Here is a 22592-nt window from a genome sequence, read left to right as displayed (position 1 = left end):
AAAATTCTTTGCGGAGCGGCGGCCATTCCGGCCGGGCGCTGGGCAGAAAGGAAGAACGATATGTGCAACGAATTGCAGGAACAGCTGCAGCGACAGCAACAGCAGATCCTACAGGAACAGCAGCAGGTGCAGCGCCGCAAGCAGGCGGGACCCGAACAGCCGCAGCAGTTGGAAGAATCGCACACGGAACAGAAGGAGCGGCAGATAGCCGCCCATATCCAGAGCGCATTCCCTCCAGCTGGCGCGCAGGAGCCGCCGGAGGAACCCGCCGCGCCGATGCAGCAGGAGCAGGCGGCTTCCGAGTCCAAGATAGCGCGTTCCCGCCGCAAAAAACGTGAAAAAAAAGCAGAGCGCCGCCGCCAGGAAGAAGAACAGCGCCGCAAGGCAGAGGAACGGGAGCGCGCACAACAGGAGGAGCAGAAGGAGAACCAGCGGCAGCACGATCTCCTGATGAAGGATGACGAATTCTTAACAGCGCTCAATACGTTTGCCCAGGATCAGACCGAAGCAAACGCGGAGCTGGTTCTGAGAACGGCGTCCCGCCGGTTGGTTGCGCTTGTGCCAAATGTGGCGGATCGGTTTGAAGCCACAGCAGATCTCCGAACCACCTTCCCCAGCTATCGCATGGCGATTGCCGCGCAGGTGGAGGATGATGATGTAGCCGCAGCTCTTTTAAAGGAATTTGATAAGCACGAGGATGCGATGGCGAAGCTTTCGGAGGAACGCATCCCTGTTGCGCTTTCTTCCCTGGATCTTCCCGTTCTCCTGGAAGCGGAGTTCAAGGCGAGCGATCTTTTCCAGAAGGCTGCAAACCGTCTGTCGGAACAGTACGGCAACAAGATGGATTATGAGCGCAAGCAAGTGAATGATCTGGAATTTATTCTTCAGCGCAATGTGGGTATGTCAACCCAAGCAAGCCAGAACCTGTTCTCTTCGGACGGACCCTTTTCCCTTTACAAGAAGGAAGAGACCATGAGCTCCTATCGGGAGAGCAAGCAAAAGATCATGGCTGATACACATTGCACCGAACGGGAAGCGGAACAAAGGCTGCTGGCGCAAATCCGGGAAGAAAACAAGCAGAAGCGCCAGGAGGCCGCCCTGCTTTCCCGACAGGCGAGCGTTGTGAAAAATATTTCGGAACAAGCCGTGAAGGAATATGGCATGGCCAGCTTCCACCAGATCCTCACACAGGAGCAGGCAAAGATGGTGGTGATGTCTTCTCGCGGGCTGCTCTTCGACAAACCGGTGGAGGGGCATCCCGGCCTGGCGGAACTGCGCCCGACGCTGCCTGAAACGGTGGAGGAAACGAACGCGGAGGGGAAGACAAGACATGTGGTTCTCCGCAAGCCGTATCAACAGTTCATGAAGGTGATTGCTGCCTCTTTGATCGGTGCGGACGGCGTTTTGAAAACCAATGCGGGAGAGACCATGGAAAAGCTGCTGTACTTCTTCTCCGATCACAGCATGGTTGAAAAGTTTGAGCCGTTCCGCGAGGACGCGCGGAATTTGCTGAACGACACGTTTGACGCCGCGCTGAAGGAGCTCTATCCGGAAGAAAAACAGCGGGAGGAAATCAAACGGGGCATCGCTGATATGTTCCCCTATTTGGAATACAGGGATAAGGCAGGCGGCTATTATGCATCCGGTGTATTCAACGCAGAAGCCTTAGGAAATGTGCTCAACGGTTTTGTCTCTTCGGTGAAAAAGCTGTATCCCGGAACGGAAGGACAGACCAAAGAGGAAGCCAGAGCTGTGCGCCTGCAGGAGGAACGCGAGAAAATGCAGGGAAAGGACCAACAGGAAATCGATGAGCGGCTGCACGCCATTGGGAAAATGTTTGACGATGCAGACGAGGCCCTTGAAGAGCTGCGGAAGATCCGGGAGCTGGACGAGGACAATCCCGAGATCCCGCTGATCAATGCTTGCTCCGCCAATGCACAGGCCTATAATGCCTTCGGCTCGACTTTCCTTGACGACACGCGCCGGCAGCTTGCGTTTTCCATACGCTCGCATGAAACCCGCTACCCAAACCGCTGCCTGTCATTTCTGCGTAAGAAATACACGCCGGAAAACGGTCATCCCGAACCCGGCTCCCAGGATGAGAAGATTCTGCGGGACATCACGGATATGGAGCAGAAATTCCGGGGTTATGAGGAACTCTCCGAAGAGGAACGGCTGAAAATGCAAGATACATATAAAAATGAGTTTGATCAACTGCATGACTTGTTGAAGCCGTTTGTGAAGTACGACTATCATGAGGCGGGCAACGCCGGCACCATGGGAGACGGTACCGCCATCACCGTGGAGGCGTTCGCAGCGGAAACCACCCAGTTTGTCGTTTCCCCGCTCACAACGCATTCCGCCGTCGGTCTTTACCGCCAGGGCCAGAAGGGCATGATAGGATATTATCAGGAGGACAACCCGCTTCCGAGCGACGCGGAGATGGAGTCTTACATTAAGACAAAGCAGGATCTCTCAGGAAACAGGGTATAAGCCCATCCGGTGAACCGCCTGCTGTGAGAAGGAGGAAAATTTCGCAATGACGACTATTGTTTCCATCGATCCGCGCCATCCCGGCGCATATGAGCCGCTTCTGACCGGTTCGCTGCCGGCGGGCGAGCGCGGGGTTCCCGTAGCGCTCGGCTGTGAGGAGAGCGGCCGTGCCCGTGCCGCCCTTGCGGCTTTCTGCGTGGGAGAGGACGTGATCATCCGCCGCGTTTCTGTGGATGGAACCTGCCGCCGCCGCGGCATGGGAACGGCGCTTGTGCAGGCGCTGTGCAGGGCCGCTGCCGCTTCCGGCGTTCGTCGGGCGGAGGCATATGTCAGCCTTTCGGAGCAGGATCAAGGGCAGGAAGCCGCCTGCTCGCTGTTCCGGGCCTGTGGGTTTGAGGAAGAGGAGAGCGCGCTTGTCTGCACGGTGCCGCTTTCCGTGCTCACTTCCGGGCCGCTCGGCGGATCCGCACCCCGCCAGGCCATCCCACTCGAAACCGTTCCCGCCTATAAGCTTCGCGCATTCCAGGCTGCCTATGTGAGGGCGGGCCGCGGCGCGGAGCTGCCCGACCTGCGCGGTCTGCTGGGGCGAGAAAGCATGGTGTGGCTGGAAAACGGGGAAATCCAGGGCTGTGTTTTGCTTGCGCCCAGCGGGCAGAATGTTGAGATCCTCTGGCTCTATGCATCCGGCGCGCAGGCGGTGCGCGGCCTGCTTTCTGCCGCCTGCCGCGCCCTTTCCCGCAGCTTTCCGCCCAAAACACTTGTGCGCGCCGCCACGCTGCTGCCCTCTGAGATAGAACTCATGAGGAAGCTCGGCGGCGAAAGCTTCCGGCAGGAGTCAGCGATCTGTGTGTTTACCCGGCAGCTTCAGGCGGAAGAGGCAGCGGGAGCGTGACATTTCCTTTTGTGCGGCGGCTGTTACTGCCTCCGTTTGTTCTTGAGCCTGAGATCCGAAAATCCACATCCATGTTTTCTGTGAACAAAACGCTCTGACCGTCTTGTTCACACGGATGTTTCTTTTCTTCCTGCTTCTGCGACCGGGCGGGCGCTTGGCCTGACTTATCGATCTCCACAGGCGTTCCTTCCGGCGGATCTAATCCGTAGAAATCCTGGGGCTTTACCTGACAAACCGCAGCCGCTCGCGAGCTTCCTCCAGCGCGTTGGAAGCGGCAGCAAAGCTATCCTCGTACACAGCACCGCAAAACAGACAACGGCGCTGTTCCGGCAGGAAGGGCGGCTGCATGAGGAACGCCTCGCTGCATTTGGGACAGAAACAAAGGCCAGGAATGCGCCGTTCGACAGAAAAGAACAGCCGTCCTCTCTCCTGAGCCTTGCGCCGGAGAGTCACGAAAAAATCTGTCCATGAGAACGTTTGCAAGGTCCGCTTGTATTCCTGAGCATCGGGGAGATTCGCCACAGCCGGATGGTCTATTGCTATGACTTGGTTCTCGTCTGCAATTTTCTTTGTCAGCTTGTGGTGAAACTCCTTATTCCGATAATAGATACGTTCCCGCAGACGAACAAGTTCCCGCCAGGTCTTTTGTGCACGAATGGAACCCAGCTTCTTTCGTCTCAGAGTGCGTGTCTTTCGGATCAACCGCTGATTCTCCTTTTTCGCCCCTTGCCGTACATATTGATTCCCGGCTGTATCCACAACAAATCCAGAATAGGAAAGCGCCAAACCAATCTCTCCGGATACAACAGAATTCGGCATGGACCGCGGCGCCTGCTCCGATACGAAAACAACGGACGCATAATATTTTCCTGCGGCCGTTTTTGAAATCTTTACCTCCACCGGATTTCCCGGCAGCACCGGGCGCTTTCGGCAGCGGACCCGCCCAATACACGGGATCTGCACATAAGATTCTGTCACATGGATCGATTTGGCCGTGGTGAAGTCCTGCCGGGGAGACTTCTTACTCCTGAACAAGGCATGTGGATCCCTCTGCTGCCGCTTTGCAAAACGACGAGCTGCGAACAGATTCGCTATGGCCTTTTGCAAAGCGGTAATACCAATCTCATCCAGCCAGAGAAACCATTCCTTTCGCATTTTTGTCAAAATTCGATTGCACTCATATGTGGAAAGCGCTTCCCCTCTCCGTTCCAGGGCCTTTTCTGTTCGTTCCAGAAAATAGTTCCACACGAAGCGCGTCCCGCCAAAGGTCTTTTCGATCTCTGCCTTCTGCTCGCTGGTGGGATACAAGCGGAATTTTTGCCCGCGATACGTTTTTTCCATCTTCTCTTCCCTCCTTTCCGAAGCTCTTCTTTCAGGATGTAAGATACTCTTCGATAGAAAGGGTTTGCTTCCTTTTTTCATTTTATGTACTTTAGGTTATGGTTATGAAGTTGCAGCAGAACAGAAAGCACGCACCACTTACGATAACATTCTCCGGTTCTGCGACGATCCCGACGTACGGGATCCCATCCGCTTCCTGCGTGCGCGCGAAGTCGTACACTACCAGCGTTTCGGCGAGGGCCTGCGCCTGACGACCGACAAGCTGGACTCCAAAAATTTCTATGCTTTCAACCCTGAGTTTGACCGGAAACGCTGAAAAGGAAGATTTTCCCTTGAGAAATCCGCCCAAATACGATATAATATAGATTAATAAAGATCATTTTCAGCTTCACGCAGAAAGGGTGGCGGATATGTTTGGAGTAAGTTCCGCAGGGGCCTATCGTGCTTATGCGTACTCCTCCTATGGCTCTCTCTACACGCAGGGTTCTTCCAATGGAACAGAGGCAATCAGCAGGGTGTCTCCTGCTCAGACCACGCCCGTTCCCCCCGTTTCCAAAACGGAACCGGTACAGCGCGGGGTTTCACAACCCGCGGCGCAGGATGACGGACCGCTTTCGTTTGTGCGGGAAGGCGCGGATTTTACTGCAATGGCAGTAAGAGGCCGCATCCAGTATGCCCAGGACGACACCGCGCAGGGCAATACACCCACGGAAAGCGCACCGGCGGAAGAAACGAAGTCCGCGCAGGAGGTCATGGAGGAAGGCGAATGCCAGACCTGCAAGGAACGGAAATATCAGGATGGCTCCAACGATCCCGGCGTTTCCTTCAAGACCCCTTCCAAAATTGCGCCTGAACAGGCCGCTGCCGTTGTGCGGGGACATGAACAGGAGCATGTTGTGCGCGAACAGGCACAGGCCAGACGGGAAAACCGTGAAGTTGTCAGCCAGTCGGTGACCTTGCACACCGCAATCTGCCCTGAGTGCGGAAAAACGTACGTCTCGGGCGGCACTACACGCACCACAACCCGCGCAGACTCCATCTCCAAACTGTTTGAACAGCAGCAGGAACAGCCCTCTTTCTTCCAATCCATTGCGTAATACGCCGCATGAACAGCCGATCCCAATGGGGTCGGCTGTTTTTTAATGCAGATATTCCATTTATTTCATAAAATGGAATAATATAAAAATCAAGTAGATGGAATTTTTTTATATAACAAAATTCAACCCAAAATTTTTACACTCTTTTGTACAGTTTTTCTTTTGAAATTATAGCCTTTTACGTTATTTTGTGCTATTATAATTTCCAACAGAAGGAAATTTATCTGAAATAATCAAATTTTTCTAATAGGCTCGATTTCCTCCTTTGGAGCCATACAGCATTTTTTCCAAACTCTGTGCAGCCCATATGAGACTGCTTTGAAACCTTTGATTGTTGATTTCTTTTGCTCAGGGATGAAACCGGGATTCCTTCTGGGAATGAGATATGGTGTAAACAAAAGGCATTTTGAAAAGAGAAAACAGAGGTGTCCCGCAGAGGAAAGAGTCCACAGGGAAAACACCGAAAGCTTAACCGCTTTCCGTGGTGAGCTCTGACCATACAGGGAAAAGTGCTGTTTTTCTTTTTGTGTGCCTTTTCAGATCTCATAGGAGGGAAAGCATATGCAAAAGAAAGAAAGCCCAAATGGTCCGCAAAATGGAAGAGTAAAGTTTGGCATACTTCCCAAACTGCTGCTCGGAATCCTGGTTCCCCTGTTTGTCGTGCTGGGAGTGATGGGAATTTTCCTGGGACTGCAGGGAGCCAGCACGGTTGACGAAATTATGAGCGCGGATCTTGATTCCGAAACAAAAGCGGCCGCCAATGAGGTCGAAAGCTTTTTTTCGCACTATTACGGCGTAACAGAAGCACTTGCGGAAACACAGCTGCTTCAGGATGTTGTGACTCAGCAGCAGGATGGCGGTCTCAAAGCCAGCCCGCTGTATACGGATCTGTTGGAAACGCTGCAGGCTGTTCAGCAGAAAAATCAGGAGGGCATTTCTTACATTTGGGTTTCCGATTTCCAATCCGGAGATCTTCTGCAAAGCGATAACCAGTTGTTCACGCAGGACGAGCTGGACTACACCACCCGGGCCTGGTACAAGCTTGTTATGGAGAAAAAAGACTCTGTTGCAACAGAAGCCTATGAAAGCGCAACCAGCGACGGATTGATCGTCACGCTCGCCTCCCCGATCATGGTCAACGGAGAGATCCGCGGCATCGTCGGCATGGACGTTGGAATGAGCAATCTGGAAAAGACGCTTGCCAGCATCAAAATCGGAGACACGGGCTACATCACCCTGTATGATTCCACCGGACAGATTCTGTACCATCCGGACAGCTCTCTGATCAACACAAACGCGGCGGATGCAAACTATTCATCCAATATCCTTGCGGCTATCCAGAACAAAGAAACCATGAGCGCCACACTGTATACCCGCAGCGGTATCAATTACTATGGCAGCACCAGAGGGATTCCCTCGATTGATTATTCCGTTTTGGGCATCATGCCTCAGGCGGAATATGATAACCATATATATGCTATTTTGAGGATTCTGATCATCGGCGTTCTCGTCTGCGGCATTCTGCTGGCATGTATCTGCACCTTTATCGCTCTTTCCATCACACGCCCGCTCAAGAAGCTTGACGTTGTGGTGGGTAAGCTTGCCGACGGCGAGCTGAATGTAGCGGTGGATACCCACAGCAGCGACGAGATCGGCAAGGTCGGCTTCAATGTGGAGCGAATTGTGGATCGCCTCAAAGAATATATCCTTTACATTGATGAACTGTCCGATGTTCTGCGGCAAATCGGAAACGGAAATCTCGTCTTTACCCTCAAGCATGCGTATGTCGGAGACTTTGCCAAGCTGAAGGATGCCCTGCTGCACATTCAGGGAACCTTGACAAATACCCTCGGAACCATCGCGCTCTCCGCCGACCAGGTCAACGCCGGCGCGGATCAAATCGCCAGCGGCGCGCAAGCGCTCGCACAGGGAGCCACACAGCAGGCCTCCTCCGTGGAGGAGCTGTCCTCCGCTGTGCAGGAGCTCTCCGGCCAGGCAACGGACGAAGCAAACAAAGCTGTCGATGCAGGCAAATTCCTCGAAAAGATCAAGGATGAAGTCGAAAAGAGCAACCAGCAGATGGCGATGATGCGCAAGGCAATGGATGACATCAGCACGCAATCCGGCGCCATCCGCAACATCATCAAGGCGATCGACGACATTGCATTCCAGACCAACATCCTCGCACTCAACGCGGCTGTGGAAGCGGCCCGTGCCGGAGTTGTCGGAAAGGGCTTCTCCGTTGTGGCAGAGGAAGTCCGCAACCTCGCCGGCAAGAGTGCCGATGCCGCCAAGGAAACCAATCAGCTCATTGAGAACTCCGTGCGCGCTGTGAAAAACGGAGAGGAAATCACACAGGCTACCGCGGAATCCCTGCATCTTGTGGAGGATGGAACAAAACAGATTGTGGAAACGATCAACGATATTGCAACCACCTATCACGCGCAGGCCGGCAAGCTCTCTGAAATCGCCCGAGGGGTGGATCAGATTTCCAGCGTAATTCAAACGAATTCTGCCACAGCTCAGGAGAGCGCCGCTGCCAGCGAGGAGCTTTCGGGACAGGCCAGTATGATGCGCGAGCAGCTTTCTCACTTCAAGGTCGCAGAAAGCCGGCAGGATTCCTACGACATCAGTTCCTCTTCGGAAGATGATCTCAGTGGTTTTGCGGAGCCTGGCTCTAAATATTGATCTTTCCCGGCACAGAAAGAACATCTGATACGTCCCCGGCCGTCCTTTGGACAGCCGGGGATTTTTTGCCGCATGCAAATTTTTAAAATATTCTTATCTGTAGAAATATGCGAACGGATGGAGTATAATAAGCACATCCACAGCCTTATCTGCAAGGCTGCCAAATCTGAGATGGAAGAGGATGCTTTGATGGAAATCAGACCTGCAGTCTATGAAGATATTCCTGCTCTGCTGCCGCTTTACCGCTGCCTGTTCTCTGAATCGGCTCAGCTTCAGCCCTATAACTTCCGCGCCGCTGATCAGGCAGAGGATTTTTTAAAAAAGACGATTGACGGCCCCGGCAGCACCATTTTGACCGCTGTGCGGGACGGTGAAATTGCGGGATTTGCCGTACTCTTTGAACAGCAAACGCCTTCCTACAACTGCCTGGTCCCGCACCGTTATGCGTATCTGATGGATCTGATTGTACAGCCGGAGCTGCGTGAAATCGGAATCGGCTCCGGCCTGATCGACGCCGCGAAAGACTGGGCACGTGAGCGAAAGCTGGATCATCTGGAGCTGAATGTGCTTCCGGAAAACAAAACGGCAGCCCATCTCTATGAGCGAAACGGCTTTGAGCCCTCTCTGTGCCGGATGCAGTATCGATTCTGACATGGCAGATCGGATCATTCTGCACTGCGACTGCAATGCTTTTTATGCTTCCGTGGAATGTCTGCTGCATCCGGAATACCGCGATGTTCCCATGGCGGTGTGTGGAGATCCCAACAGCCGTCACGGGGTTGTACTGGCCAAAAATGAAGCCGCCAAACGGTATGGGGTTCAGACAGCGGAAACCATCTGGCAGGCCAGACGGAAATGTCCGGGGCTTGTGCTCGCCCCTCCCCACCGCGAGGAATATGTACGCTATTCCCGTCTGGTGAATGAAATCTACCTGCGGTACACCGATCAGGTGGAGCCGTTCAGCATTGACGAAAGCTGGCTGGACGTCACGGGAAGCGGCCTTCTGTTTGGCTCCGGACCGGAGATTGCGGACGAGCTGCGCCGTGTGGTGGAAGAGGAGACAGGCCTGACCATCTCCGTAGGCGTATCGTTCAACAAAACCTTTGCCAAGCTGGGAAGCGACTACAAAAAGCCCAATGCCACCACAGTTCTGTCACGCGAAACCTGGCAGTCCCTGCTGTATCCCCTGCCTGTAGAGCGTTTTCTGTTTGTGGGGGAAAGCGCCGCTCAAAAGCTGCGGCAGACCGGGATCCACACCATCGGGGATCTGGCAAATGCCAGACGGGAACGGCTGGTATCCCTGTTCGGCAAAAACGGCGGGGAGCTCTGGGATATGGCAAACGGGCTTGACGAAGCCCCTGTACGGCACTTTGGAGAAGCACGCGAGGTCAAATCCGTCGGAAACGGGATGACCTTCCGCCGGGATCTTGCCGGAGCAGAGGATATCTCCCTGGCTGTCTCGGTACTCGCGGACTCCACCGCCGCACGGATGCGCCGCCACCATATCAAATGCACTACAGTGCAGGTGACAATCCGCAGCCCGAACTTTCACACCATCACGCGGCAAAAGCGCCTTCCTCTCCCCACCTTTCTTGCCGCCGACATCCGGGCAGCCGCTCTGGATTTAATCCGCGCGTCCTGGAACGAACGCGCCCCCATCCGGATGCTGACGGTAACCGGCTCCGGCATTGTGCCGGAGGATGCAACCGGCGAGCAGCTCAGCCTGTTTGAAACGGGGTCGGCTGCCAAACGCGAAAAACAGGAGCATTTGGAAGCCGCGCTCAACCAGATCCGGGACAAATTTGGACGGGATTCGCTCTCCATCGGTTCTGTCCTGCACAACGATCTGGGAATTGGAAAATACGGAAATCAAAAAAATGAGTAAATATAACAGGAGGTAATTAAAATGGTCAAACACATTGTATGCTGGAAACTGAACGAGGCGGGAAAAGCACATCAGGAGGCGCTGTACGCCGACCTCTCCGCCCGCTTTCATGCTCTGCTGGGCGTGGTGGACGGACTGACCGCGATTGAGGTCGGCCAGAACTATAACGGCGGGGAATTCGATCTCGTGCTGCTGTGTGAATTTACCACCCGTGAAGCGGAAAAGGCCTATCAGTCTCATCCGGCTCATCTGGCTATCAAAGAGATTGTCCATCAGAATGTCTGCGGCCGTGCGGCTGTGGACTATGAGCTGTGAAGGAGAAGCGGCGATGTCTGTTTTATTCTATCACTTTCAAAGCGAATATCTCAGAGGAAACGAGCAAATTACCGTAATCCTGCCGGACAAGCGGGAGGATATCAGCCCGGCTCAGTTTTATCAGAGCGGCAAGCGCTACAAGGTGCTCTGGCTGCTGCACGGCACCTTCAATGACGCGACGGACTGGATCCGCAGAACCAACATTGAACGATACGCCTGTGAAAAGGATCTTGTGGTCGTGATGCCCTCTGCGCTGAATTCCAATTACTCCAACTGGAACGGCTTTATGATGGGCTTCCAAATGTATGATTTTCTCACGGAGGAGCTGATGCCGCTCATCTACGGCTGGTTCCCCGTTTCCGATCGGCGGGAGGACAACTTTATTGCCGGGCTGAGCATGGGCGGGAGAGGCGCCATCAAATACGCTGTCAATCACCCGGACCGCTTTGCCGCGGCCGCTGTTCTTTCCGCCGCTCCGCTGGATTTTTCCGCCATCCGTCCCGGCCATCCCTGCCCTCTGCTCAACAGCGAGGAGCCCCGTCTGGCGGCTACCATCCGGAATGCGGGCGGTCTCGAGGCTTACCGGGCTTCCAACGAAAATGTATGGGAGATTCTCGATCGCCTGGCTCCTGCGGGAACGCTGCCGCGCCTGATGTTCGCCTGCGGTACGGAGGACGATCTGTTTTACGAACAGTTCCGCGTTTTCCGCGCACATGCGGAGGAAATTGGATTGAAAGCCCACTGGTTTGAGCGGGAAGGTTACTGTCATGAGTGGTCTTTCTGGGATCTGGCTATCCAGGAGGCGCTTTCCTTCTTTGAGCTGGATGAATAAAAGAGCAAGCCCGCTTGAAAAAGGCTTGACCGAAAACTTCATGGCAACGCCGCTGCTTTCATGCAGCGGCGTTGTTTTGATCCTGTGCTTTCTGTTCCGCAGGGGCAAAAACATACCCTTCCGCTTATTATAGGGTAGACCCACTGAACAACAACGCGGGGCTGCTTGTCCCGCTTTTCGGAAGGAGTTTTCGCCATGAACCAACCTGTTCCCCTGTCCTCCCTGGAGGAAGGCCAGGAAGCCCTTGTCGGGACGCTCTGCGCCGCCGGATCCATCCGAAGGCGGCTGCGGGATCTCGGCCTGACGGACGGCGCGCGCGTCGTCTGCCTGCAAAAAAGCCCCTGCGGAGATCCGACTGCCTACCTCATCCGCGGTGCTGTCATCGCCCTGCGCCGTCAGGACGCTTCCACGATTCTGATGAAAGGGGTGAAAGCCCATGGGGCTGACGATGCAATCCACAGGAACAGCCGCGCTTGACGCCGGTCTGCACATCGATCGCACCGACCCTGCCATGCGCGTCATCGCTGTGGGCGGTAACCCAAACGTCGGAAAAAGCACCGTGGTCAACGCGCTGACAGGACTGCGCCAGCACACCGGGAACTGGCCCGGCAAAACCGTTTCCACCGCACAGGGAAGCTGCTGTTTTGAAGGGAAGCCATATACTCTGGTGGATATTCCGGGGACATATTCCCTTTTCGCAAATTCCGCCGAGGAGGAGGCCGCCCGCGATTTCCTGTGTTTTGGCGGGGCGGATGCCGCTATCATCGTCTGTGACGCCACCTGTCTGGAACGAAACCTGAACCTTGTCTTGCAGGCGATCGAAATCCTGCCGCGTACCGCCGTATGCGTCAACCTGATGGATGAAGCGGAGCGCAAAGGGATCCGTGTTGACCTGCACCGTCTCCAGGAAGCTCTCGGCGTCCCTGTCACGGCGGCCAGCGCGCGCACACGACGCGGCCTGAAATCCCTGATGCGGGCTGTGAGCCGCGTTTCACGCGAAGAAGCCCCCACCCCTCCCACTGTCACCTACAGCCCTTCCATTGAGCGTGCGGCATCCCGTCTGCTCCCCCTTCTCTGTGATCTTCCCTCTCCCGGCCCCTCCGCACGCTGGCTGAGCCTGCGTCTGCTGGAGCCGGAGGAAAGCTGGAACACTGCCTTTTACAACTACTGCGCCGCCCTTCCCCAATGGGAAACCATACGCGCGGTAGCCGCGGAATGCCGTGACCAACTGACAAGCGAGGGAGTTTCCCCCTCCCTGCTTCAGGATCTCATCGCCTCACGCCTGATTGCACGGGCGGAACAGATTGCACAAAGCGCCGTTACCGCGCCGCCGGGAGGCGGTTTCGCCCGTGATCGCAAGCTGGATCGGCTTTTCACAAGCCGCTGGACGGGAATCCCTGTGATGCTTCTTTTGCTTGCCCTCATTTTCTGGATCACCATCACAGGAGCCAACGTTCCCTCCGAGCTGCTTTCCTCCCTCGGTACAGCCGCGGAGGATGGGCTGGCCCGCCTGTTTGAAACCTGCGGCGCTCCGGACTGGCTGACGGGAGCTGTCGTGCACGGCATGTTCCGTGTACTGTGCTGGGTCGTTTCCGTCATGCTGCCGCCGATGGCTATTTTCTTCCCGCTTTTCACTATTTTAGAGGATTTCGGGTATCTGCCGCGCGTCGCCTTCAACCTGGACCACGCCTTTCAGAAGGCTCATGCCTGCGGCAAACAGGCGCTCACCATGTGCATGGGCTTCGGATGCAACGCGGCGGGCGTTGTGGGCTGCCGGATCATTGACTCCCCGCGCGAACGCCTGATCGCCACCGTGACCAACAGCTTTGTGCCGTGCAACGGGAAATTCCCCACACTGATCACCATTCTGACCATCTTCTTTGCCGCCGGAAGCGCCGGAGGGCTTGTCCCCGCGCTCCTGCTTACAGGGATCATCCTGCTCGGCATCCTGATGACCTTTCTTGTGTCACGCCTGCTCTCTGCCACCATTCTGCGCGGCGTTCCCTCCTCTTTCACGCTGGAGCTTCCCCCCTACCGCCGCCCGCAGATTGGACAGATTCTGGTGCGCTCCGTCTTGGATCGGACGCTCTTTGTGCTGGCCCGTGCCGCCGCCGTGGCAGCTCCGGCAGGCCTGCTGCTGTGGATTCTCGCCAACGTGGACGCGGGCGGCATGAGCCTGCTGGCCCACTGTGCACAGGCTCTGGATCCGATCGGGAGGGTTCTTGGGCTGGATGGAGCCATTCTTCTGGCCTTCCTTCTGGGAATCCCGGCCAATGAGATTGTTGTGCCAATTCTCATCATGACCTACATGGCGGGAGGGAGCCTGACGGAACTTTCCCTGCCGCAGCTGCAAACGCTTCTGCTCGCCAACGGCTGGACCTGGCGCACCGCTGTCTGTATGGTGGTGTTTTCCCTGCTCCACTGGCCGTGCGCTACTACGCTCGCCACCATTTACCGCGAAACAAAAAGCTTGAAATGGACCGCCGCCTCCTTCCTCGTTCCCACTCTCTGCGGCGCGGCCCTCTGCGCTTTGATCGCGTTGATTCCGGTGTAAGCAAGTAGGCTTTTCTCTGCAAAACAGCACGCCGCAATCCATCACCTGGATCGCGGCGTGCTGTTTTGCCTTTCCCTTATTCTGCCTGTGTCCGGAACAGAAAATCGGGACGGCGTGCAAAATCAAATTGCACCGGCTCCGTTCGATGGAGCAGATGATGGAGATCCGCGCACTGAACGCGCTGATTTTCGTAGGTGGTCCAATAAACGCAGAGCGATTCGGCGCAATAGATCGCGGTGTAGATGGTATAGTCAAAGGGAAGAATGTCCGCGTCAAGGGCGGTCGGCTCCCCCGGCTCGCTGACGCGCACCGCGCCGAGCGGGAAAGCGGCGCTCTCGAACAGGTGCAGCATCCGGGTGACGGCTTCCTCCTCGCTCTTTGCCTGGACGGCGTGTTTCCGAAGGAAAGCAAGGCGCACAAAGCGGGAAGGAGAGCTCCAGTCGCCCGGCAGACCCTGCGCGCCGCTGCCGGAGAAGCACTGCTCCTGCCGGTCGCCCGCGTACTCCACCGTATCATAATCCAGATCCCGCAGGCCCGCATAGGCCAGCAGGTTGGTGCGGTGCCAGGAATAGCCGGGGCTGTTCGTCATCACACCGATGGTGTTACGGTAGAGATGCAGACCATCCGCGTCCGATTCAATCACGATGGTCTCCCCCGTCCGATCGCTGAACGACCAATGCAGCGGCGGCACCGCCCCTAATAGCGGGACGGAAACCAGTGTGCTCTCCTCCTGCACCAGCTTGACCACCTCTTCGACGCTCGCGCACTGGGCCAGACAATGGGACACCAGAAACGGCGGCTGAAGGGGCAGCGTGCCGGGACGGGGTTCAGCTTCGTAATGTGCGAAACCGCGGAAATAAAGCTGTCCGCCCATCAGGCCTTTCTCGTTTACGCCCTCGTAAAGGACAGGAACGGCGGGCGGGAACAGAAGGCCCGTTCCGATGGCGGCATAGCGGGCATCATGCTTGGTCTCCGGCCTTGCGCTGTGCTCCATCTCACAGCCGCAGGTATAATACGGCGTTCCGCGCGGTACAAAGGTAATCTGTGTCCCTTCCGCCAGACGGTTAAAGTCCATATTGCGGCCCCACAGATGCTTCCCGTCCTCCGATTCCCAACTCAGTGCGCTGCACCCTGCTTGGGCGGCCAGGGTCTCTCGCGCGCTGTCCATTGTTTGCAGCTTCATGGTGAAACTCCTCCCTGCGTCACCGCATAAATTTGAGTTACTTTTATAGTATCCCAAACACAAAAAGAAATAAATACTTTTCTGTGAAAAAAGCCCCTGTGCGGCATAAACCGCACAGGGGTCAGCAATTCTCTTAAATGGAAAATACCCGTTTCATCCTAGAAGAAGCGGAAAAAGAAGAGATAAAGCACCAGCAGAAAAACCGCAATGACAAGAAGAAGCGCCGGGATAAAAACAATCAGAGCCGCCAGAATCATCGCGGGACGATCCTTTTTTTCAAGCGGAAGCTTTTCCCGATCCTCCGCAAACCGTTTTTCCGCCTTTTCCACATCAATGATGCGCTTGATCTTCTTTCCGAAAAACATGGATGCTTATCCTTTCTTTCCGTGAAGCGGGAAATGGCAGGCAACATAGTGATTGTTGCCGACATCGATCCACTCCGGCACCTCGTCCTTGCACTTCTGCTGGCAGTAGCGGCAGCGAGTGTGGAATTTACAGCCGGACGGCGGGCTGACAGGGCTGGGAATATCGCCTTCCAGCAGAATGCGCTCCCGCTTGTCCTCCTCGTCCACCACGGGAATGGCAGAGAGCAGCGCTTCCGTGTACGGATGCATGGTGTTGTTAAAGAGCTCCTCTGTCGGAGCAAGCTCCACCATGTTGCCCAGGTACATTACGCCGATACGGTCGCTGATATACTTCACCACGCTCAGATCGTGCGTGATGAACAGGTAGGTCAGCTTCTGCTTCTCCTTCAGATCGGAGAGCAGGTTCAGAATCTGCGACTGGATGGACACGTCAAGCGCCGACACCGCCTCGTCGCAGACCACAAAGCGAGGCTTGAGCGCCAGGCTGCGGGCAATGCCGATTCTCTGACGCTGGCCGCCGGAAAACTGGTGGGGATAACGGCCGAACATGTAAGTCGCCAGGCCGCAGTCCTCCATCACCTTGAAGATATAGTCGCGCATGGCCGGATCGCCGCGCTTGTAGATCCCATGGGAGGTCAGGCCCTCGCCGATGATCTGGCCCACCGTCATACGGGGGTTCAGAGAGGAATAGGGATCCTGGAAAATCAGCTGCAAATCCTTGCGCAGGACGCGGATCTCCTCCTTGGACTGTGCCTTGAGATCGATCGTCTGGCCGTCCTTATGATAGAGCACCTCGCCGTGCGTCTGAGGATACAGCTGGAGCAGCGTGCGTCCGAAGGTCGACTTGCCGCAGCCGGACTCACCCACCAGGCCGAGCGTCTCACCCTCGTAAATGTCAATCGTGATGCCGTCGTTCGCGCGGACATAGCGCTGCTTTTCACGAAGCTTCGTCTTTTTTACGGGAAAGTACTGCTTGAGGTCGCGCACCTCCAACAGGACTTCGCGATTCTCATTTTGCATGTTCATTCCTCACCGCCTTCTCCGCATAGAAACACCGGACGAGATGATTGGGCGCAACCTCCTGCAGAGGAGGCTCGGCCTCTTTGCACTTCTGCGTGCAATATTTGCAGCGCGGGGCAAATTTGCAGCCCTGCGGCAGATACAGCGGGTTCGGCACCGCGCCGGGAATTGCTTCCAGGCGCTGGCCCTTCGGTGTGTTCAGGCGCGGGATCGAAATCATCAGGCCCTCGGTGTACGGGTGGGAATACACGCCGTTGTGGAAGATCGTCTTGGCGTCGGCCTTCTCCACAATCTGTCCGCAATACATCACAGCCACCTCATCCGCCATCTCATGGATAACACCGAGGTCATGGGTGATGAAGAGGATCGAGGTGCCGGTCTGCTGCTTGAGCTCATTCATCAGCTTGAGGATCTGCGCCTGGATCGTCACATCGAGAGCCGTGGTCGGCTCGTCCGCAATCAGAAGCTTCGGACGGCAGGCAAGCGCCATGGCGATCATGACGCGCTGCCGCATACCGCCGGAAAGCTGGAAGGGATATTGCTTCGCCACACGCTCCGGATTCGGGATCTTTACGTCGGAAAGCAGGCTCGCCACCTTGGCGCGCGCTTGTTTTTTGCTGAGCTTCTGGTGGATTTGCAAAACCTCGCCGATCTGGCGCTCCACGGTGAACACGGGGTTCAGGGAGGTCATCGGCTCCTGGAAAATGACGGAAATCTCATTGCCGCGGATATGATACATATCCTTGCTGGTAGCCTTGAGAATATCCCGGCCATTGAAGGTGATCTCGCCGCTCTCGATATAGCCGTTGCCATCGAGCAGCTTGATGATGCTCATGGCGGAAACGCTCTTGCCGGAGCCGGACTCGCCCACGATGCCGAGGGTCTTTCCCTCTTCCAGGCTGTACGTCACATCGTTGACCGCCTTGACGATACCCTTTTTGGTATTGAAATAGGTGTGCAGGTTTTTGACTTCAAGCAAACTCATGGCGCGGCTCACCTCTCTTTCGACTTCGGATCGATGGCGTCACGCAGGCCGTCGCCGATGCAGTTGATGCTGATGGTGCAGATGCCGAGCACGGAGGCCGGGAACACCCAGCGCCACCAGTAGTTTTCAATGACCTGTCCATTCTGCGCACCGGTCAGCATGTTGCCCCAGGTTGCGTTCGGCTCGTTGACGCCGAAGCCGATGAAGGACAGGGAGGACTCGGTAAGCATGCAGGTGGCGAAATCAAGCGTCGCGTTGACGATGATAACCGTGATGATGTTGGGAAGGATGTGGCGGAAAATGATGCCGAACTCCTTCACGCCCAGAGCGCGGGCCGCCGTGACGAACTCCTGCTCACGCTCTGCCAGAACGCTGCCGCGCACCAGACGGGCAATGCCCGGCCAGGACAGCAGACCCAGAATACACATGATTAGGATAATACGCTGCGTCTCACTGATACTGTTGCCCAGGATCGAGGAAAGGATGATACAGAAGGGCAGGAACGGGATGGAGGAGACAATTTCCGCCAGACGCATGAGCAGGTTGTCCACCTTGCCGCCCTTATAGCCGGAAATACCGCCGATGGTAATACCAATGATACTGGAGATGATAACGGCAATGGCGCCGACGGTCATCGTCATGCGGCCGCCGACCAGGAGACGGCGGAACACGTCGCGTCCAAAGGCGTCAGTACCCATGAGATAGCCCTTGAGGCCCCAGGCAACCACCTTGCCGCTCTCGGTGATGGCATAGTTGGCATAGTAGCCCGCGTCCACCTCAGAAATCGCTTCGCCGGCAGCCGGGGCACTGGACTGGCCGTGGGTATTGTCGCCCCAGCTCATTACCGTGCCATCCTTGAGGATCGCGGTGAAATGATAACGGCCGCCCGCAATGGAAGCCACCTGTCCCTGGATTTCCTCCGGGACATTCAAGGTTCCCTTAATGTTGTTGCCCCACACATACACCTGGCCGTCTTCGGTCACAGCAGCGGCACTTTCGTCCGTCAGGGCAATGTCCACAGCCTTCCCCTGCATCTCTTCGGGGACATTCGTATAAGCGGAGGTCTTGCTGGTCAGCGGAACTACCTCTCCGTCCTTCGTCAGAACCATAACAATGTTCGTGCTCGCTGCGAACTTGTCAATGTTTCCCTGGACGCCCTCGGGATAGGTAATGTTCAGCAGATAATCGCTGCCCCAGTTATACATCTCGCCCTCCTCTGTGAGTGCGAGGGAGATCTGGTAGCCCGCGAGAATCTGCTTGATGTTGTTGCCGCCGGTGCGCAGCTCCATCGGGATGGAGGCCAGACCCATACGGTCGTTGCCCCAGGTGAAGATCTGGCCGTCCTCGTTGGCAGCGACCACATGGTCAAGGCCGGCGGAGATCATCGTAAGCTTTCCGGTTTCGCTTGTGCTGGGAATATTTTTGAGCTTGTCCGTGGGGAAGGTGCCCCACTCGTACACGTTTCCGTCCCTGTCAAGACCGACGGAGAACGTGCTGCCGACAGAAAGCTGCTGAGCATTGCTGGAAAGCTTGGAAGGGACGCTGAGCATGCTGAAGCCGGGAGCGACGTTCGCCTGCGTTACGTCCTGATAATAGAGATCAATCGGGTAGAAGAAAGGAAAAATCACACAGCACAGAAAAATCACAACGAACAGGGTCAGGCCTGTCATCGCAATCTTGTCATGCAGGAAGGAGTGTAAGACCATCTGAAGGGGGCTCTGGAGAACCTCCTCTTCCTCCTGAGGAAGGCCGCCTATCACCATGCGCTGCGCGGCCTTGGAAGCCGTGGAGCGGCGCGGAGCTCTTTTCTCTTTTTTCGGCATACGTCTCCCCCCTTAATTTTCCAGGCGGACACGGGGGTCCACCAGTGTATAGGCAATATCCATGAGTACGTTTCCGGCAAGCGACAGGATAACGTAGAACATCTGCATCGTCAGCACGACGGAGAAATCGCGCTGCATCAGAGCGTCGATCAGCATCTTGCCGAGACCGGGAATCAGGAACACGGACTCAATAACAATCGATCCGCCGAACAGGCCGATGATCCACCAGGTTGTGATGGTCACAACCGGAATCAAAGCGTTGCGGAACGCATGGACATAAATGACCGTCTTTTCCCGCAGGCCCTTGGCGCGCGCCGTCCTGATGTAGTCCATCCGAAGCACATCAATCATGGAAGCGCGGACATAGCGCGTGATGCCGCCGATACCGGACACCGACATGACCATAACAGGCAGCACCATATGCCAGAGCTGATCCCCAAGCCCCGCGAGCCCCCCCGCGTCCATACCGGCTGTTCGCAGGCCGCTGATCGGGAAGATGGGGAACTTCACCGCAAACAGGAAAATCGAAAGCAGCGCGATGATAAAGCCCGGGATACTGTAGCCCACAATGGTCAGCACCTGGATCACCTTATCAAACACACCGTTTTTGCGCACGGCTGTGATGATACCGAGCGGAATCGAGATCAGGAACACCACGATCATCGCGCAGATGTTGAGCATGACGGTGTTCATCATCGGCGCGCTGATGATCTGGATGACTTCCTTTTTATACTGTGTGGAATAGCCGAAATTGCCGGTGAGCATGTTGCCCATCCAGGCAAAATACTGGATTGGCAGCGGCTGGTCCAGTCCCAAGCGCTGCCTGGTCTGTTCATACAGCGCTGCATAAGCATCCGGCTTCATGGTGGTTTTGCTGCTGCCCAGCATAATCTCCACCGCATCTCCGGGCATGGACTTATAAATTGCGAACATCAGGATCGATATGATAAAGAATACAAAAACGATATAGATGAATCGCTTGAGCAGATATCTTCCTTTTCCCATTCACCTTTCCCCCGTTTCAGATTTGCGGCAATGTGCCGGCTTTCGGAAAAAAAGACGGCGGAACCCGCAGTCGCGAGGTTCCGCCGGATACTGTTTATTCCTCTACCACCCAGGCATCAAGGACAGCTCTGGACCACTCCCAAACGGAGGAGGAGCTCCATCCCTTCAGTCTCGTCGAGTAGAAATCATAATATTCGTCGGAATACAGGGGGACGTCCGGCAGCTTTTCATTCCAGACCTTGATGAAATTCTGCCAGGCAGGCAGCCAGGCCTCATCATCGTCATAAGCGATCGGCTTGAGGGCATACGCGGCAGCCTCCAGATCCTTGTCGGCAATCCAGTTGCTGTTGTAGCCGCCCTGCATCCACACCGGATCGGTGGAATAGTAGTACCAGGGAGAGCTGGCCAGAGCGAAGCCGGTGGCCAGGTTATACATATTGTAAATCTTGTCGCCGGAATGGCTGATGCAGGCAGACAGCGTCGGGAAGTCCATGGTGGTGGCCTTCAGCTCCATGCCGGCCTCGGTCATGGCCTCGGGCAGCATGGTGGCGAGCAGCTCGGAAACCGGGTTGCCGTCGGTGTTGGCCCACTCGATGACCAGCGGCTTGAGCTCGCCGTCAACTTCCTTATAACGGGTGCCGGTGCCGGAGTAGTCGCTGCCGTCGGCGTTCTTGTTCCAGCCATCAGCATCGAGGAGCTCCTTGGCCTTGTCGATGTTCTTCTCATAGGTCTCGAGGTTCTCGTCGATCCATGTCTTGGACTCCTGATACTCCCACTGAGCCAGGCCATAGTAGCTGTGCACGACGGAAGCGTAGCCGCCGGAATACTGACGGGCAAACTCGCCGCGATCCAGGCAGTAGGCAATCGCCTGACGGACATTCTGAGAATCGGTCGGGAACTGGCTGCAATCGAACTGAATCTTGCCGTAGCCGTTACGGAAGAAGGTGTTCTTCTCGGCCTTGCCCTGATCCACCAGATCCAGGCCGCCGTTGATGGTGTCCGCGCCGCTGCACTGGAACAGCAGGTCGACGGAACCGGAAGCCAGCTCGTTGATCATGGTGTCGTTCTTAACAGTCTTGATGATGATCTTCTCGATCACAGGCTTCACACCGCGGTAATCGCCGGCATAGTTCGGGTTCACCACGATGGTGCCCTGACGGCTGGCCGTGTCGTAGGACTCAAACATGTAGGGGCCGCAGACAACGGACGGATTGTAACGATAGCCGGTATCGGGATCGTTGATCGTCTTGAGCAGCAGATCCGCGGTGAACTCGCCGCTGATGGAAGCGCCCTCAGCGGAATCCACAACATCGCAGTCGGGAGCGATGACATGCATCGGACGCGGCGCGGCGGAAGCATAGGTAATGTCATAGTGATAGGGCAGCTCCTCTGCCTTCACGGTGACGGAGTAGGTCATGTCGTCCACGAGGTGAACGCCTGCAAAGTTCTCCGTCTCACCGGCAAAGTAAGCGTCATAACCCACGAGGGAATAGCCGGCCTGGCTCGGATAGCCGTCGACCTGGTTCATCTCCGGGCTGCTCTCGAGCAGGAGCTGGAACACATAGTCCTTCGCGGTGATCGGCGTGCCGTCGCTCCACACGAGGCCGTCATTGATCGTAACGGTATAGGTCTTGGTGCCGTCCTCATTCTCCACTTCCTCGTGGCTCTTCACGACGGTCGGATCGTACACGAAAGCACCGTCGATGTCGGACACGACCGTGCCGTAGCCGTGCAGCAGGTTGTAGAGTTTGTAGTTGGTGGCCGTGTTGTTGAAGCTCGCGTCATAGAAGTCGCTTTCCAGGTCGGTGGTGGTACCGATGACCAGCTGGCCGGAAGGTTCCGTGGGACGGGCGCTTTCGTCGGAAGCGTCCGTTCCGGAGGACGCTGCGTCAGACGCAGCCGCGGAGCTGGCATCAGGGTTGTTCGTCACACTCTGATCCTGCGAGCAGGCTGCCACCGAGAACGCCATAGCGCCCGCGAGCAGCAGGGACAGCAGTTTCTTCAGTTTCATGCTATATTCTTCCTTTCCTCTTTCCCGGATCAAGCATACAAAAAGCGGGAAACCCCGCTATGCAGAATCACCGGAATGAATGCGCTCACAGGCTTTTTCTTTC

The 22592-nt window shown here is 56.1% G+C and carries 18 protein-coding genes and 1 pseudogene; 11 read left to right on the top strand and 8 right to left on the bottom strand.

Annotated elements, in window-relative coordinates; genetic code table 11:
• Positions 1-60 precede the first annotated feature (60 nt).
• Together B5F35_RS04835 and B5F35_RS04830 are read left to right on the top strand one after the other, a co-directional pair.
• Positions 61-2493, top strand: coding sequence for a hypothetical protein (locus B5F35_RS04835; protein WP_140401146.1), 2433 nt, complete (start codon positions 61-63; stop codon positions 2491-2493).
• A 46-nt stretch (positions 2494-2539) separates the two neighbouring features.
• On the top strand, positions 2540-3385 hold the full coding sequence (locus B5F35_RS04830; RefSeq protein WP_087238600.1) for a GNAT family N-acetyltransferase: 846 nt from the start codon (positions 2540-2542) through the stop codon (positions 3383-3385).
• Positions 3386-3607: 222 nt separating this feature from the next.
• Here the strand turns inward: B5F35_RS04830 and B5F35_RS04825 are convergent, their stop codons facing one another.
• A complete protein-coding gene (locus B5F35_RS04825) occupies positions 3608-4726 on the bottom strand; it encodes an RNA-guided endonuclease InsQ/TnpB family protein (RefSeq protein ID WP_162611332.1) in 1119 nt (372 codons plus the stop codon).
• 106 nt (positions 4727-4832) lie between these two features.
• On the opposite strand from B5F35_RS04825, the pseudogene B5F35_RS18390 reads away from it, so the two are divergent.
• The 9 genes and pseudogenes from B5F35_RS18390 to feoB form a co-directional block, all read left to right on the top strand.
• Positions 4833-5042 (top strand): annotated as a pseudogene (locus tag B5F35_RS18390) (manganese catalase family protein); the annotation flags it as partial.
• Positions 5043-5136: 94 nt separating this feature from the next.
• A complete protein-coding gene (locus B5F35_RS04815) occupies positions 5137-5823 on the top strand; it encodes a hypothetical protein (protein WP_087238594.1) in 687 nt (228 codons plus the stop codon).
• Between the two features lie 561 nt (positions 5824-6384).
• Positions 6385-8511, top strand: coding sequence for a methyl-accepting chemotaxis protein (locus B5F35_RS04810; protein WP_087238592.1), 2127 nt, complete (start codon positions 6385-6387; stop codon positions 8509-8511).
• Positions 8512-8700: 189 nt separating this feature from the next.
• The gene (locus B5F35_RS04805) at positions 8701-9162 is read left to right on the top strand and encodes a GNAT family N-acetyltransferase (RefSeq protein WP_162611331.1); all 462 of its coding nucleotides are present in this window, start codon (positions 8701-8703) and stop codon (positions 9160-9162) included.
• The gene (gene dinB / locus B5F35_RS04800; RefSeq protein WP_242969403.1) at positions 9110-10396 is read left to right on the top strand and encodes a DNA polymerase IV; all 1287 of its coding nucleotides are present in this window, start codon (positions 9110-9112) and stop codon (positions 10394-10396) included. Before B5F35_RS04805 ends, dinB begins: the two co-directional genes overlap by 53 nt.
• Positions 10397-10417: 21 nt before the next feature.
• Positions 10418-10711, top strand: coding sequence for a Dabb family protein (locus B5F35_RS04795; protein WP_087238586.1), 294 nt, complete (start codon positions 10418-10420; stop codon positions 10709-10711).
• Between the two features lie 13 nt (positions 10712-10724).
• Positions 10725-11543 (top strand): alpha/beta hydrolase, encoded by an 819-nt coding sequence (locus tag B5F35_RS04790; RefSeq protein ID WP_087238584.1) that lies wholly within the window; start codon positions 10725-10727, stop codon positions 11541-11543.
• 195 nt (positions 11544-11738) lie between these two features.
• The gene (locus tag B5F35_RS04785; protein WP_087238583.1) at positions 11739-12020 is read left to right on the top strand and encodes a FeoA family protein; all 282 of its coding nucleotides are present in this window, start codon (positions 11739-11741) and stop codon (positions 12018-12020) included.
• A complete protein-coding gene (gene feoB / locus B5F35_RS04780; protein ID WP_087238581.1) occupies positions 11980-14097 on the top strand; it encodes a ferrous iron transport protein B in 2118 nt (705 codons plus the stop codon). The genes B5F35_RS04785 and feoB overlap by 41 nt, the downstream gene beginning before the upstream one ends.
• 76 nt (positions 14098-14173) lie before the next feature.
• On the opposite strand, the gene B5F35_RS04775 is transcribed toward feoB, so the two are convergent.
• From B5F35_RS04775 to B5F35_RS04745, 7 genes are all read right to left on the bottom strand, one after another.
• On the bottom strand, positions 14174-15280 hold the full coding sequence (locus tag B5F35_RS04775; protein WP_087238579.1) for a linear amide C-N hydrolase: 1107 nt from the start codon (positions 15278-15280) through the stop codon (positions 14174-14176).
• 158 nt (positions 15281-15438) lie between these two features.
• Positions 15439-15645, bottom strand: coding sequence for a hypothetical protein (locus tag B5F35_RS04770; RefSeq protein ID WP_087238577.1), 207 nt, complete (start codon positions 15643-15645; stop codon positions 15439-15441).
• Positions 15646-15651: 6 nt separating this feature from the next.
• On the bottom strand, positions 15652-16665 hold the full coding sequence (locus tag B5F35_RS04765; protein WP_087238644.1) for an ABC transporter ATP-binding protein: 1014 nt from the start codon (positions 16663-16665) through the stop codon (positions 15652-15654).
• Entirely contained in the window at positions 16655-17650 is a 996-nt protein-coding gene (locus B5F35_RS04760; RefSeq protein ID WP_087238575.1) for an ABC transporter ATP-binding protein, read from the bottom strand. Before B5F35_RS04760 ends, B5F35_RS04765 begins: the two co-directional genes overlap by 11 nt.
• An 8-nt stretch (positions 17651-17658) precedes the next feature.
• Entirely contained in the window at positions 17659-19473 is a 1815-nt protein-coding gene (locus B5F35_RS04755) for an ABC transporter permease subunit (RefSeq protein WP_242969402.1), read from the bottom strand.
• 12 nt (positions 19474-19485) lie between these two features.
• Positions 19486-20478 (bottom strand): ABC transporter permease, encoded by a 993-nt coding sequence (locus B5F35_RS04750; protein ID WP_087238573.1) that lies wholly within the window; start codon positions 20476-20478, stop codon positions 19486-19488.
• A gap of 94 nt (positions 20479-20572) precedes the next feature.
• Positions 20573-22489: an ABC transporter substrate-binding protein gene (locus B5F35_RS04745; RefSeq protein ID WP_087238571.1), complete on the bottom strand. Its 1917-nt coding sequence runs from the start codon at positions 22487-22489 to the stop codon at positions 20573-20575.
• Between the last annotated feature and the right edge of the window lie 103 nt (positions 22490-22592).

The sequence above is a fragment of the Anaeromassilibacillus sp. An200 genome, from assembly GCF_002160025.1.
Lineage (GTDB): Bacteria > Bacillota > Clostridia > Oscillospirales > Acutalibacteraceae > Caccousia > Caccousia stercoris.
Note: the sequence above shows the minus strand (reverse complement) of the source record. Positions and strands in the feature narration are given on the sequence as shown.